Genomic DNA, 13,953 nt, shown 5'->3' on the forward strand with positions numbered 1-13,953 from the left:
AATTCCCGTTATGACGCGATTATAACCATAAAAGTCAATACCAATACATTAATTGGGTCGTACCAATTAATGTATTGGTATTGACTTTTTAAAAAACAACCTTTACGATGAATATGTAAAAACACGGCTTGATAATGAATTGGTGTTCGCCAGGTTCAGATTAATTATCAATTTATTTCTGAACTTTTCACTATACTTTGCAAAGTTAATTTTATATCTTGCAATATTTTTACGCAATCGTAGCATGCACTTTGTGTATGCGTTGTCACAAATTGGAGGAAGTATCAAATGAATATCGATTCAACAGATTACCTGAACAATTTAGATGCCTACTGGCGAGCTACCAATTATTTGTCAGTTGGACAACTCTATTTGTTAGATAACCCATTGCTTAAGGAAAAGTTAACGGCAAAACAAGTTAAAATTCACCCAATCGGGCACTGGGGCACGATTCCTAGTCAAAACTTTATTTATGCCCATTTAAATCGTGCTATTAATAAATTTAATTTGAATATGTTTTACATTGAGGGGCCTGGCCATGGCGGACAAGTAATGATTTCAAATGCTTATCTTGATGGTAGTTATACCGAAGCATTTCCAGAAATCACACAGGATGAAGCGGGTATGCAGAAAATGTTTAAGCGTTTCTCTTTCCCCGGTGGCGTTGCTTCACATGCTGATCCTAAAGTACCTGGATCGATTCATGAAGGTGGTGCTTTAGGCTATTCTATCTTGCACGGTGCTGGTGCTGTATTGGATAATCCAGACCTCATTGCTGCGGTTGTTGTTGGCGATGGTGAAGCAGAAACAGCACCCCTAGCCACTTCATGGCATGTTAATAAATTTTTGAATCCTAAAAATGATGGTACTGTATTACCAATTTTGAATTTAAATGGCTTCAAGATTGCGAATCCCACAGTTCTCTCTCGAGAATCTGATGAAACACTAACCGAGTATTTCCACAGTCTGGGATGGCACCCTTACTTTGTAAGTTCTTTTGACAAACCGATTATGCAAGTTCATGAAGAAATGGCAAAAACCATGGACACAGTATTTACTGAGATTAAAGACATTAGAGAAAAAGCCGTTCAGCAGACAAATGAAGAGATTACACGACCACTTTGGCCAATGATTGTTTTACGTTCACCTAAAGGCTGGACAGGGCCAAAAACTTGGGATGACAAACCAATTGAAAATTCATTTCGTGCACACCAAATTCCAATTCCTGCTGACCAAAATCATCCTGAATATATACCACAACTGGTTGATTGGTTACAATCTTACAAACCGGATGAATTATTTGATGAAAACGGTCAGTTAACACAATCTATCCAAGAAGTATTACCGAAAAAAGAGCTACGTATGGCCAATAATTCGGTCACCAATGCTGGTATTATCAAACCTTTAATTTTACCTGACATTGACAATTATTTGGTAGAAAATAATCAGCCAGGCAATAACTTAGCTCAAGATGCTATTTTGTTAGGTGACTATTTGCGTGATATCATCAAACTTAATCCTACTAACTTCCGTGGCTTTGGCCCAGATGAAACAGCTTCTAATCGTTTCCAAGACATTTTTGAAACAACTAATCGCCAATGGCTATTACCAATCAAAGAACCTAATGATCAATTCATGGCACCTGAAGGCCGTATTATTGATTCTATGTTATCAGAGCATTATGATGAGGGGATGCTTGAAGCTTATACGCTAACCGGTCGTCATGGATTCTTTGCCAGTTATGAGGTCTTTATTCGTGAAGTTGATGACATGATTGTGCAACATTTTAAGTGGTTGAATCATTCTCATGACGTTTCATGGCGTAAGGACGTGCCGGCATTAAATATTATTGCTGATTCAACTGTTTTCCAACAAGACCATAATGGTTACTCACACCAAGATCCTGGTGTAACAACAATGTTGTATGAAAAGCAACCAGACTTCATTCGCGAGTTCTTCCCAGCGGATGCTAATAGCTTGGTCGCAACATTTGAACATGCTGCGCAAGCAACGCAACAGATTAATTATATTGTGGCCAGCAAACATCCCCGCTTACAGTGGTTCTCACCTACTGAGGCCAAACAGCTTGTTACGCAGGGATTACGTGTCATTGATTGGGCAAGTACTGACAAAGGTGAAAAACCTGATATTATTATTACTTCAGCTGGTTCTGAACCAACGACAGAAAGTTTAGCAGCAATACAAATTTTGCACGAACACATACCATCATTAAAAATACGTTACATCAATGTATTGGATCTATTTAAACTACGGGCCGATGCCAGCTATGGCTTAAGTGATGATGAATTTGATGCTTACTTCACTACTGACACACCAGTATTATTTGCATTCCATGGCTATGAACCAATGATTGAATCTATTTTCTTCAAACGACACAATCACCACTTAGCAGTTCATGGTTACCGAGAAGTTGGTGACATTACAACACCATTTGATATGCGTGTTCTTAACAAAATTGATCGATTTAATTTAGTTAAAGCTGCTATTAATCTCTTGCCAGAAAATATTCGCACCAAGCAAGCAGCCCTCGTGCAAGAAATGACCGATAAGCTCGACCTACACGTTGCGTATACTAGGTCAAAGGGAACGGACTTGCCCGAAGTAGAAGATTGGCGCTGGCGACCACTTAAGTGACCTCTTTCTGTTATTTCATTAGAAATTCAAAGCAACAAGAAAAAGGATCCTAATTATTTAGGCTCCTTTTTCTTGTTGCTATTTTTAATTCAGCTCCGGAATAAACATATTTCCTAAAGTTGCTGCCATGACAGCTTTAATTGTATGTAGCCGGTTTTCTGCTTGCTCAAATTGATGCGCATATGAAGCATGAAAGACCTCATCAGTGATTTCCATCTCTTTAATACCAAACTTGTCATAAATATCTTGCGCCATTTTAGTATTCAAATCATGAAATGCTGGTAAATCATGTAACACAATTACCTGTTCGTTGTTTGTTTTTTGACTAATGTTGCGTTAATTTGATAAGGTGATAATAACTTTATTCTTTCTTCAAACGTATCTTCTTCACCCATCGAAGCCCACACATCCGTGTACAAGACGTCAACATCATTTACGCCACCATCAATGTCATCTGTAACAAGCAACTTTGCACCTGATTCAGCAGCTTTTTGGTTGGCTATATTTAGAATTTCTTCACTTGGTTGCAAACTTTTTGGTGATACAATATGCACATTAACACCTAATATTGCCCCTGTTACCAACAGAGAATTAGCAACGTTATTTCGACCATCACCCATATAGGCTAAGGTAATACCCGCTATGTGGCCTAGTTGTTCCTTAATGGTAAGAAAATCAGCTAACATTTGTGTTGGATGCCAATCATCTGTCAGCCCATTCCAGACTGGCACGCCACTGTAAGTGGCCAATCCTTCCACTGTAGCTTGCGAAAATCCGCGATATTCGATTGCATCGTACATGCTCCCAAAAACCTTTGCTGTGTCTTCCAGGGACTCTTTCTTGCCAAATTGAATATCATTTTTACCTAGAAACTCCGGATGAGCGCCTAAGTCATTTGCAGCAACGGTAAAAGAAGAACGCGTACGCGTTGAAGTTTTTTCAAACAACAAGGCAATATTTTTGCCCTCAAGGTATTTATGCGGTATATTATTTTGCTTTAAATACTTGAAGTGCGCAGCCAAATCGATGAATGTTTCTAGCTCTTTTTTTGTAAAATCAATTTCTTTAAGAAAAGATTTTCCTTGAAAATGTGAATGCATTACCTTGCCTCCAAAACTTTTTTATTTCTTACAATTTCTTTTTTAACATTTTCAACAGCCGTACCGCCTAACGAAGTGCGTCGGTTAACTGCTGTTTCAGATTGTAGTTTTTCGTAAATGTCTTCTTCTATTTGTGGGGCTACGGCTTGCAAATCAGACAGAGACATTTTTTGTAATGGCATTTTTGATTGAATACCTGTCAAGACTAATTGACCCACAATTGCATGGGCTTCACGGAATGGTACACCTTTAGTGGCCAAGTAATCCGCTAGTTCAGTCGCATTCGAAAAATCATCTTGTGTTGTGGCCAGCATACGCTCTTTATGAACCGTCAAGCCACTTAGCATACCCGTAAACACCTTAACAGAGGCTAGAACCGTATCCATAATATCAAAGACCTGCTCTTTATCCTCTTGCATATCTTTGTTGTAGGCTAGTGGCAATGACTTCATCGTTGTCAACAGACCCATTAATGCGCCATAGCTTCTTCCTGTTTTTCCACGAACTAATTCAGCAAAATCAGCATTCTTTTTTTGTGGCATAATTGACGAGCCAGTTGAAAAATCATCTGATAGTTCAATGTAATTAAATTCGTAAGTTGACCACAAAATTAACTCTTCTGCCATTCTGGAAAGGTGCATCATTAATATAGCGGCGTTTGACAAGAATTCTAAAGCAAAATCACGATCTGACACGGCATCTAATGAGTTGTGATAAATACTGTCAAAACCCAGTTCTGAAGCAACAAATTCACGGTCAATCGGGAAAGTTGTCCCGGCTAATGCCGCTGCTCCTAACGGCAAAATGTCTGTATGCTTTTGGTTAAATTCGAAACGTTCATAGTCACGTTGAAACATTTCAAAGTAAGCAAGAAGATAGTGACCATAAGTTATTGGCTGCGCATGTTGCAAATGCGTATACCCAGACATGATGGTTCCTGCATGAGTTGTCGCCAAAGTTAACAACTCCTCTTGCAATTCAGTTAGAGATTCTAGAACGTGGGGCAAACGATGCTTGACCCACAAATGAAAATCAGTGGCCACTTGGTCATTACGGGAACGAGCAGTATGCAATTTTCCTGCCACCGGACCTATTTTCTCGGTCAATAATGATTCGATATTCATATGAATATCTTCGTTTTTAACGTCAAACTCAATTTTTCCAGCAATGAGTTCTTCATTGATGATTTTCAAACCAGCCACGATTTTTTCTGATTCTTCCGGACTGATAATGCCTTGTTTGCCAAGCATTTTCGCATGTGCTATCGAACCTTCAATATCTTCAGCTGCCATTTTTTGATCAAAGTGAATTGAAGCACCAAATTCATCTACCCATTCTGCAGCTTTAGCAGTAAAACGACCACCCCATAATTTATCACTCATATTATTCATTACTCCCTTTATTGCTATCTATGTACACGAGCTAGGCTCGTATTTTTTATTTCACTGTGTTCTTTTTCGCTTGTGAATGGACATGGTTGACTTGTTCATAAACCGTATTACTTAGTGTCCACAATTTGATAAAGCCTACCGCAGATGCTTGGTCAAATGATGATGATGATGTATATGTTGCCAAATCTTCATCGTATAGTGAGTTGTGTTCAGATTGACGGGCAACCGCAGTGGCATTACCCTTAAACAACTTCATCTTAACCACACCATTGACATTTTGTTGTGTGCTATCAATAAAGGCCATTAAACTATCAAACAATGGTGATACCCACTTCGCTTCATAAACCAAATTAGCTAGCTGTTGTTCCACAATTGGCTTGAAATGAGCAACATCACGTTCTAGTGTCAAATCTTCCAAATCCTTATGTGCTGTCATCAGTACAGCTGCAGCTGGTGCTTCATAAATCTCACGTGACTTAATGCCAACCAAACGATTTTCAATATGATCGATACGGCCAATACCATGCTTTCCAGCAATCTCATTAACCGCCACAATGAGCTTTTCTAATGACAATACTTCACCATTAAGCGCAACTGGCACACCAGCTTCGAAAGTAACATCGATAAATTCTGGTGTATCTGGTGCATCTTCAATGGCAGTTGTTAATGCAAATGCATCTTCTGGCGCTTGGTTCCATGGGTTTTCTAAGATACCAGCTTCATTGGCACGTCCCCATAAGTTCTCATCAATTGAGTATGGTGAATCTAAATCAATAGGTACCGGAACATCATGTTCTTGTGCATATTGAATCTCTTCTTCACGTGACCACTGGAAATCACGAATGGGTGCTTCAATCTTCATGTCAGGGTCCAATGCATGAATTGCGGCCTCGAAACGTACTTGATCGTTACCATGACCCGTTGAGCCATGCGCAATCGCAACGGCATCATTTTCATGTGCGATATCAACTAACTTTTTGATGATTAATGGACGAGACAAGGCTGATACCATTGGATATTCGCCTTCATACATCATGTTAGCTTTAATAACTGGTGCAACATATTTATCTGCAAATTCAGCTTTTGCATCGATAACGATTGATTGTTTGGCACCAACTTTTAAGGCTTTTGCTTGAATTTCATTTAAATTCTTGCCATGTTGCCCAACGTCCAAAACAACTGCGATAACATCGTACCCTTTATCCTTTAACCAAGGAATGGCTACTGAAGTATCTAAACCGCCGGAGTATGCTAATACTAATGTGTCTGTCATAATTTTGCCCTCATCATTTTTTCTTTAGCTATTCGATGATTATATATTAACCCCGTTTGATTAAATATGCAATAATATTTCGTTTATATACAGTATAAAAGTGAATATATGCTATTTTATTGTATATTTAATAAAAAAAAGCAGATAAGACGAATTTATTCATCTTATTTGCTTTATTAATTGTACTGTTTATTCCCAAACTGGGCGCAATAAATGTGTCTGTTCTGGCTTAGGGCCAACAGCGAAACTTAATAGATCAACTTCCAATAATTCAGAAATTCTTTTCAAATAGTTTTGTGCATTAATTGGTAATTCGTCAAACTTCGTGACATCAGTAATATCTTCATCCCAACCAGGCAATGTCTCAAAATTAACATCTAGTCCTTGGAACCAAGTATCTGATGCTGGGAAATGATGAATTTCTTCACCTTTATAAGTATATGATGTTGCAATTTTAACTTCTTTTAACCCAGATAAAACATCTAATGAGTTAATAGCTAGTTTCGTTAAGCCAGATACTTGCACTGCATGACGCAATGCAACAGCATCTAACCAACCAATTCGGCGTGGGCGCTTTGTCACAACACCATATTCATGACCAATTTCACGAATATGGTCCGCTGTATCATTAAACAATTCTGTGGGGAATGGTCCTGAGCCAACGCGTGATGTATAAGCTTTAATAACGCCCACAACATCTTGAATTTGCTTTGGCCCTACACCCGCGCCATTCATAACGCCACCAGCAGTTGGATTTGAACTAGTAACGAATGGGTATGTGCCGTGGTCTACATCTAACATGACCCCTTGGGCTCCTTCGAAAACCACACGTTTGTTTTCTTTCATTTGTTGACCAAGTAAGTAAGATGTATCAGTGACATACGGTGCCAATTGACGACCATATTCAACATATTTATCATATATTTCATTATAGTCAAGCGCTTCTTCACCATATAACTTGGTTAATTGCGCATTCTTGAATGGTAAGTACTCTTTTAATAACTTACCAAAAATTTCAGGGTCAATTAAATCAGCAACACGAATACCAACACGTGAAATTTTATCTGTATAAGCTGGGCCGATACCCTTTTTTGTTGTACCAATACGATTATTTGATGCTGTTTCAGATGCTTTGTCTAATGCGATATGATAAGGCATAATCACATGCGCACGATTTGAAATAATCAAATTTTCAACTGTAACACCCTGAGATTCAACTTCTTTTATTTCTGCTAACAATGCTTCTGGATTAATAACCACACCGTTACCCAAAATAGCAAGTTGTCCCTTTGTGACAATTCCTGATGGCAATGCTGATAACTCAAATTTTGTATCACCATGCCAAATTGTGTGTCCTGCGTTATTACCACCTTGATAACGCACTACTGCGTCCGCATGTTCCGCGAAAAAGTCAACGATCTTTCCTTTTCCTTCATCACCCCATTGCGAACCAACAACAATTACACCAGACATATATTTTTTCTCCTATAACACTAATAGCTGCTTTCAGACGGGATAGGCTTGTCGGAGAAAACTAACTATTAAAAAAAAATAGTTAATCTGTTTGCACCTATCCGTGAGTGTCCCTCTATCAATGTTGCTTTTTTAGTAAAAAACGAACATTAAATACGTTAATCGCTTTTTACTTATCCATTTTACCATAATTATAAATTATATTTTGAGAATATTACTAATTATTTCTAACATTTATAGTGTATGTCTTAGTTTAGTGCTCTTTCAGCTAAATATGAAAGACAATTATTGTCCTTTTTGAAAGTAATTGTAAAAAAAAATACATCCATTGATGTATTTTACCTACCTAATCAGCGGTTGTATAAACTGCCAAAACGTCTTCATTATCTTCTAATTCATCGACTAACTTATCCAACTTCTCGCGATCTTCTTCTGAAATGTCCATTGGATTTTGAGCGATCATTGTCACTTCTGCGTCTTCAAAAACATATCCAGCTTCTGTCAAAGCCGATTCAACAGCTTGGAAATCAGCTGGCTCTGTATAGATTTCAAAAACATCATCAGAAGTTTGCACGTCCTCCGCACCTGCTTCCAACGCAGCCTCTAGCACTGTGTCTTCGTCTAGATCGGGAAATGCACTACGATCAATAGCAAGATAACCCCTACGATCAAACTGAAATGCCACTGATCCTGAAGTTCCCAATGCACCGCCAGCGTGCTTGAATGAGTTACGAACACTTGATACCGTGCGGTTAATATTATCTGTAGACGCTTCGACGAGAACAGCTACTCCAGCAGTACCATACCCTTCGTAAGTGACTTCTTCAAACTTAGCGCCATTTGCGCCAGAAGCCTTATCTAACGCACGTTGTATGTTTTCCTTAGGCATGTTAGCGGCCTTAGCTTTTTCAACAACTAATCGCAATGATGCGTTCATATCTGGATCTGCACCGCCGGCCTTTGCAGCAACATATAAGTCGTGCGCTATCTTTTGAAAAATTTTACCACGCTTAGCATCTTGGGCGTTTTTACGACCTTGAATGTTATGCCATTTACTATGTCCTGACATTGTGTCATCTCCTTGAAATTAATGAATAACGCTTCTATTTTAACAAAAAACAACTACAATTTCCAGTAAGCACAGTTTAAATCATTAATATTGATTACCGCCCAAAAGCTCCAAATATGACATTGCTGAACTGGCAATCAATGCTGCCAAAATATCGTCTAAGTAAACATTAATGCTATCGGTCTTGTCGTTAATTTCTCCAATTAACCCTGGCTTTAGGTCATCTAACAAACCATAATGCACTGTTGCAGCAGCAGAAAATTGTTGCGTAATTGCAATTGCCAAAATTTCATCAACATTATGACCATTGGCATCGCGTTGCAAGCGTGCTTTTAAGGGTTGGTCATCGGGCATAACTTCTGCTTGCTCATCAAGGTATATCGCAGTCAAAATAATATCAGCTACTTCATCTTTGTAAAGAACATGTGCAATAGATTTGGCCAATACTTCTTCATTAATGGTATCTTTGTATTTGTTACTCAAAAATGTACGTGTGCCTTCGGCGATATCATTGGTAGTCACACCTCGACGTGCGAGCGTTGTGATTGCTGATTCTTGTAATTCTTTAGTCATTTTGGTTTTTCCTTCTTTATATTCTTGGGTTAACATAACGACGAGTTAAGATAACGTGTGGAATTTCATCCAAAGCCGTTTTTACCAACTCTTGTTGTTCTTCAGTAAAGTCGTTAATTGCCACCATTGTATAGGCATAATTTCCAACAGCACGATTACTTAACTGTTCAATGTTGATATTATGATCACCAAAGAACTTTGAAATTTGTCCCAACATATTCGGCACGTTTTCGTGAATAATACCAACGCGATACTTAGTCGTGAATGGTTCATTAATATCTGGATAATTAACTGAATTTACAATATTTCCTGTTGTTAAATACTCATCTAGTTGACGTGCAGCCATCAAAGCACTCGTGTCCTCTGCTTCAATAGTTGATCCACCAATATGCGGCGTAATAATAACCTTAGGATTATCAAACAAAACACTGTCAGCAAAATCAGTGATATAGACACGTAACTGATCATTATCCAACGCTTCCTTTGCAGCTTCATCATCAACAATGCCGCCTCTTGACAAGTTGAGTAACGCAGCCGTTGGCTTCATCAGATGCAATTTATCCGCATCAATGAAATAACGATTTTTCTCTTCTAATGGAATATGAACAGTCACATAGTCGGCTTGCTCTAATACTTCCTCAACACTTCTTGCATGAACAATATGACGATCGACACGCCAAGCTGTATTGGCATTCAACCCAGGATCATAACCAATAACGTCCATATCAAGAGCTAAGGCGGTGTTAGCAACTTTTGATCCAACGTTTCCTAACCCAATAACACCCAGTTTCTTTCCTGCTAGTTCTGTGCCACGGTAACCACCTTTATTTGACTCTGTGCGCAAAGACACATCCCCGCCCCGTGTATCATTAGCAAATTGTATAGCACCAACTACTGGTCGTGCTGCCAAAACTAGTGATGCAATTGTTAGTTCTTTCACGGCATTTGCATTCCCACCAGGCGTATTAAAAATAGCAATACCACGTTTTGATAATTCCTCAACAGGAATATTATTAAAGCCAGCACCAGCACGAACAATGGCACGAACATTATCATCGATTAGTTCATCGTGTAAATTTTGTGAACGTAACAAGATGCCTTTTGGCGCATCATTACCGTTAATGTCGTAGTGATGGTCTTTCAAATAGTCCAGTCCTTTAGAACTAATAGCATTATAAGTTTTAATGTTTGTCATTTGTAATTATTTTCTGCTTTCTTCAAAAATGTAATTAAGGCATCAACTGCTTCAATAGGTTGTGCATTGTATAATGAAGCACGGAAACCACCAACCGACCGATGACCACTTAAATTAGATAAACCTTCTTTAGTTGCGTCTTTGGCTATTGCTTGATCTCGTTCTAAGTCTGCTGTAGTAAAGACAACGTTTGTCAGTGAACGTGCCGATTCATCAACCAATGCATGATAAAATGTAGAGTTATCTAGGTAATCATACAATTTTGAAGACTTCTCAATATTTTGCGCATACATACTGTCAACGCCTCCCTGCTCTTGTACCCACTCAAGTACTAAGTTCAGAGCGTAAATCGAAAATACTGGCGGTGTATTATACATTGAATGCTTGTCCAGATAGTTTTGATAACGCAACATTGAACCTACGTTTTCAATATTTTGTTCTTTTAACCAATCTTTTTTGACGATAGCAACCGTAACGCCAGCTGGACCAAGGTTCTTTTGCGCCCCCGCAAAAATAGCATCAAAATCATTGACATCATATGGCTCTGCCAAAATATTTGAACTCATATCTGCTGTTAATCGACCAACGGTTTTAGGCAAAATCGATTGATGGTAGGTAGCACCCTCGATTGTGTTATTGGTCGTTAGATGTAGGTAATCATACTCATCGGCGTTGAAATCTGTAGATAACATAGGTAAATGATGATAATGATCCACTTTGGAGCTGTCCAAAATTGTTGCCTGTTTGCCAATAGTAACTGCTGCCTGTGCTGCCTTTGAGGCAAAGTTACCTGAATCTAAAACAGCAATTCTATTCTTATTATTGGCAAAATTAAGTGGCAACATTTCAAATTGCGTGGATCCCCCACCCTGAATAAATGCAACACCATAATCATCTGGTATATTCATTAAATCACGCAAACGTTCTTCAGCGCTGTTAATGATTTCTTCAAATTGCGTGGAGCGATGCGAGATTTCTATGATGGACATATGCGTAAATTCATTTTTGATGAATTCATTTTTAATCTTAGTGAGAACTGGCGTTGGTAGAACACCTGGACCAGCAGAAAAATTATAGTTTGTCATTAAAAATCCCTTTCAATATACAAAAAGACAACACAAGTATACACACCCATGTTGTCCGTCATTTCTACGTTATCTGTACGCAAAGAATCCCGATCACATGAGTGGTCGAGTGGAGGATGATGTTTGATTGAAGAATAATTTGTTCATAATACATCCCTGCTTCTTTGAATAATTTAATAGTACTATACCAGAAAAATTTGTCAACCCTTACTTTTTCAGGTATAATAAAAAAGTTGAACCGCGGATATGGCGGAACTGGCAGACGCGTACCGTTCAGGTCGGTATGGTGGCAACACCGTGCAGGTTCGATTCCTGTTATCCGCATAAAAAAGACTTAACTTTTCAGTTAGGTCTTTTTTTATATACTTATAATGCTTGCGCAGCAGTAATAATAGCTACTTTATAAACATCCTCTTCATTGGCTCCTCGCGATAAATCAGAAACAGGCTTTGCTAAGCCTTGTAAAATAGGTCCAATCGCTTCAAACCCACCCAAGCGTTGTGCAATTTTATAGCCAATATTACCTGCTTCTAGACTTGGGAAAATAAATGTGTTCGCTTTACCTGCGACTTTTGAATCAGGCGCCTTTGCGGCAGCAACAGATTCAACAAACGCAGCATCAAACTGTAACTCTCCATCAATTGAGTCCGCCAGTTCAGGTGCTAACTTCTTAGCCAATGCAGTGGCTGTTGCCACCTTATCGACCAAGGGTGATTTCGCGGAGCCCTTAGTTGAAAATGAAAGCATCGCAACTTTTGGTTCAATATCAAACACTTGAGCTGTGTGGGCTGATTGTATTGCAATTTCAGCCATCGTGTCCGAATCAATGTCAATGTTAATGGCAGCGTCCGCAAATACATAACGCTCTTCGCCTTTTTGCATAATGAATGCACCAGAGATACGTGATGAGCCAGGCGCCGTTTTAATGATCTGCAACGCAGGACGAACTGTATCACCAGTTGGATGTACTGCGCCTGACACCATACCGTCAGCTTTGCCAGTATAAACCAGCATTGTCCCAAAATAGTTAACATTTTGTAGCCATTTGGCAGCTGTCTCAGCGTCTGTTTTCCCTTTGCGCCTTTCGACAAGTGTCGCATTTAATTTTGCCAATTCATTCTCATCATATGAAGCAGGATCAATCGTCTCTATGTTCGATAAATCAAAGTTATGGGCTTGGGCAGTTTTTGAAATTTCCTGTGCATCCCCCAATAATATTGGCTCGATCAAATTATCAGCTGCTAATCTGATAGCTGCGCCCTGGATACGGGGGTCTTCACCTTCCGGAAATACAATTGTCTTATTTTGACCGGTAATTTTATTTTTTAATTGCTCAAAAAGTTCCATAAATTCCTCCAAATTCGCTGCTACGAATTAATTATTTACAATTTAATTGTAACAGACAACTACACAAAAGTCTGTGTATTTAGTAATATTTGTGAATTTATTCACTCATTTCAACCAATCAATAGGTTGTTGCCCCTTAGCAACTAAAAAGTGATTTGCTTTTGAGAATGGTTGACTTCCAAAAAAGCCACGGTAAGCTGATAGTGGGCTTGGATGGGCACTCATTAAGACGAGATGCTTAGACTCATCAATAAATTGACGTTTCGATTGGGCAAACTTTCCCCACAAAATAAAAACTTTTGGTGCATCATCTTCAGAAGCAATTTGGATCAAACTGTCCGTCAACGGCTCCCAAATTTTCCCTTGGTGCGCATTAGCCTGCCCTTCTGGAACTGTTAAGACAGCATTTAGTAGCAATACACCTTGTGTGGACCAGCTGGTTAAATCATGAGATTGACGAGGCCCAACATCTGTCGAAAGCTCTTTTAAAATATTCTGTAAGGAAGGTGGTGCTGGCACGTTTTCAGGAACTGAGAAGCTCAATCCTTGGGCCTGACCAATATTGTGATATGGATCTTGCCCCATGATGACCACTTTCGTCTCAGGCAAAGGTGTTTTCTCAAGAGCAGCAAATATATTTTTTTGCTGTGGAAAAATATGAGCATCTTCCCGGTAAGTTGATTGAATAAACTGCGCGACTTGTTTTAAATACTCAGGATTTAACTTGGCCTTAACAGCTGGTGCCCAAGTTGTATGTGATAATGGCATTTTCTTCTTCTTTCGTGATAAACT

The 13,953-nt window shown here is 38.9% G+C and carries 10 protein-coding genes, 1 tRNA gene and 1 pseudogene; 2 read left to right on the top strand and 10 right to left on the bottom strand.

What is annotated here, in order from left to right; all coding sequences use genetic code 11:
• The first annotated feature begins 288 nt into the window (after positions 1-288).
• Complete coding sequence (locus HFP47_RS05820; RefSeq protein WP_179876204.1) at positions 289-2,655, top strand: phosphoketolase family protein; 2,367 nt, start codon at positions 289-291, stop codon at positions 2,653-2,655.
• Positions 2,656-2,739: 84 nt separating this feature from the next.
• Here HFP47_RS05820 and argF read toward each other — a convergent pair.
• The 8 genes and pseudogenes from argF to serC form a co-directional block, all read right to left on the bottom strand.
• Positions 2,740-3,755: pseudogene (gene argF, locus HFP47_RS05825) on the bottom strand (ornithine carbamoyltransferase).
• Positions 3,755-5,137 carry an argininosuccinate lyase gene (gene argH, locus HFP47_RS05830; RefSeq protein ID WP_105302192.1) on the bottom strand — a complete coding sequence of 461 codons (1,383 nt, stop codon included), beginning with the start codon at positions 5,135-5,137 and terminating at the stop codon, positions 3,755-3,757. Before argH ends, argF begins: the two are co-directional and overlap by 1 nt.
• A gap of 55 nt (positions 5,138-5,192) precedes the next feature.
• Positions 5,193-6,419 (bottom strand): argininosuccinate synthase, encoded by a 1,227-nt coding sequence (locus HFP47_RS05835; RefSeq protein ID WP_011680142.1) that lies wholly within the window; start codon positions 6,417-6,419, stop codon positions 5,193-5,195.
• A 189-nt stretch (positions 6,420-6,608) separates the two neighbouring features.
• Positions 6,609-7,892, bottom strand: coding sequence for an adenylosuccinate synthase (locus HFP47_RS05840; RefSeq protein ID WP_011680143.1), 1,284 nt, complete (start codon positions 7,890-7,892; stop codon positions 6,609-6,611).
• Between the two features lie 346 nt (positions 7,893-8,238).
• Positions 8,239-8,961: a YebC/PmpR family DNA-binding transcriptional regulator gene (locus HFP47_RS05845; protein WP_002815151.1), complete on the bottom strand. Its 723-nt coding sequence runs from the start codon at positions 8,959-8,961 to the stop codon at positions 8,239-8,241.
• Between the two features lie 84 nt (positions 8,962-9,045).
• On the bottom strand, positions 9,046-9,534 hold the full coding sequence (locus HFP47_RS05850; protein WP_025268300.1) for a phosphatidylglycerophosphatase A: 489 nt from the start codon (positions 9,532-9,534) through the stop codon (positions 9,046-9,048).
• Positions 9,535-9,550: 16 nt separating this feature from the next.
• Positions 9,551-10,729, bottom strand: a complete 1,179-nt coding sequence (locus HFP47_RS05855) for a 3-phosphoglycerate dehydrogenase family protein (RefSeq protein ID WP_179876205.1) — start codon at positions 10,727-10,729, stop codon at positions 9,551-9,553.
• Positions 10,726-11,814, bottom strand: a complete 1,089-nt coding sequence (gene serC, locus HFP47_RS05860) for a 3-phosphoserine/phosphohydroxythreonine transaminase (RefSeq protein ID WP_179876206.1) — start codon at positions 11,812-11,814, stop codon at positions 10,726-10,728. The genes HFP47_RS05855 and serC overlap by 4 nt, the downstream gene beginning before the upstream one ends.
• Positions 11,815-12,054: 240 nt before the next feature.
• On the opposite strand from serC, the gene HFP47_RS05865 reads away from it, so the two are divergent.
• A tRNA-Leu gene (locus HFP47_RS05865) sits at positions 12,055-12,138 on the top strand.
• A gap of 42 nt (positions 12,139-12,180) precedes the next feature.
• On the opposite strand, the gene pta is transcribed toward HFP47_RS05865, so the two are convergent.
• Positions 12,181-13,161, bottom strand: coding sequence for a phosphate acetyltransferase (pta, locus tag HFP47_RS05870; RefSeq protein WP_011680147.1), 981 nt, complete (start codon positions 13,159-13,161; stop codon positions 12,181-12,183).
• Between the two features lie 105 nt (positions 13,162-13,266).
• Positions 13,267-13,929 carry a uracil-DNA glycosylase gene (locus tag HFP47_RS05875; RefSeq protein WP_179876207.1) on the bottom strand — a complete coding sequence of 221 codons (663 nt, stop codon included), beginning with the start codon at positions 13,927-13,929 and terminating at the stop codon, positions 13,267-13,269.
• Between the last annotated feature and the right edge of the window lie 24 nt (positions 13,930-13,953).

The organism is Leuconostoc sp. DB-1 (assembly GCF_013414845.1).
GTDB classification, from domain to species: Bacteria; Bacillota; Bacilli; order Lactobacillales; family Lactobacillaceae; genus Leuconostoc; species Leuconostoc mesenteroides.

Coding starts and splice junctions, on each gene's coding strand:
- HFP47_RS05820 (WP_179876204.1), top strand. CDS start 289: ATGAATATCGATTCAACAGATTACCTGAACAATTTAGATGCCTACTGG.
- argH (WP_105302192.1), bottom strand. CDS start 5,137: ATGAGTGATAAATTATGGGGTGGTCGTTTTACTGCTAAAGCTGCAGAA.
- HFP47_RS05835 (WP_011680142.1), bottom strand. CDS start 6,419: ATGACAGACACATTAGTATTAGCATACTCCGGCGGTTTAGATACTTCA.
- HFP47_RS05840 (WP_011680143.1), bottom strand. CDS start 7,892: ATGTCTGGTGTAATTGTTGTTGGTTCGCAATGGGGTGATGAAGGAAAA.
- HFP47_RS05845 (WP_002815151.1), bottom strand. CDS start 8,961: ATGTCAGGACATAGTAAATGGCATAACATTCAAGGTCGTAAAAACGCC.
- HFP47_RS05850 (WP_025268300.1), bottom strand. CDS start 9,534: ATGACTAAAGAATTACAAGAATCAGCAATCACAACGCTCGCACGTCGA.
- HFP47_RS05855 (WP_179876205.1), bottom strand. CDS start 10,729: ATGACAAACATTAAAACTTATAATGCTATTAGTTCTAAAGGACTGGAC.
- serC (WP_179876206.1), bottom strand. CDS start 11,814: ATGACAAACTATAATTTTTCTGCTGGTCCAGGTGTTCTACCAACGCCA.
- pta (WP_011680147.1), bottom strand. CDS start 13,161: ATGGAACTTTTTGAGCAATTAAAAAATAAAATTACCGGTCAAAATAAG.
- HFP47_RS05875 (WP_179876207.1), bottom strand. CDS start 13,929: ATGCCATTATCACATACAACTTGGGCACCAGCTGTTAAGGCCAAGTTA.